The organism is Methylobacterium nigriterrae (genome assembly GCF_037106235.1).
GTDB lineage: Bacteria > Pseudomonadota > Alphaproteobacteria > Rhizobiales > Beijerinckiaceae > Methylobacterium > Methylobacterium nigriterrae.
This window is the reverse complement of record NZ_JBAWTG010000772.1, coordinates 1-283: the sequence shown is the minus strand read 5'-3', so window position 1 is coordinate 283 and position 283 is coordinate 1. Positions and strand designations below refer to the sequence as shown.

The 283-nt window shown below is 62.9% G+C and carries 1 protein-coding gene; it reads left to right on the top strand.

What is annotated here, in order from left to right:
• Positions 1 to 283: hypothetical protein (locus WDW90_RS39100; protein ID WP_336492995.1), on the top strand; the 283-nt coding region annotated here is incomplete at both ends.

Sequence of the window (283 nt, the reverse complement as noted above, 5' to 3'; positions counted from 1 at the left end):
GCAGCCCGGAAACCTTCAGCTTCAGCTTCCAGGCGCAAGACGACCTGGACAACATCTCCACCAGGGTCGCCGCCTTCAACCGCTTCCAGGTCTATCAAGGCAATCTGCCGCCGCTGGGCGTGCCGTTTGCGTTCACCGCCAAGGCGCAGCCGGGCGGCAAGGTCAAGCTGTCATGGCAAGCCGTGGACGAAGCCATTAGCTACCAGCTCTATCGCCAGGCGCCCGGTCAAGACACGCTGCAGCCGCTCGTGCGCGCCAGCGGCATTGACTACATTGATCAGAC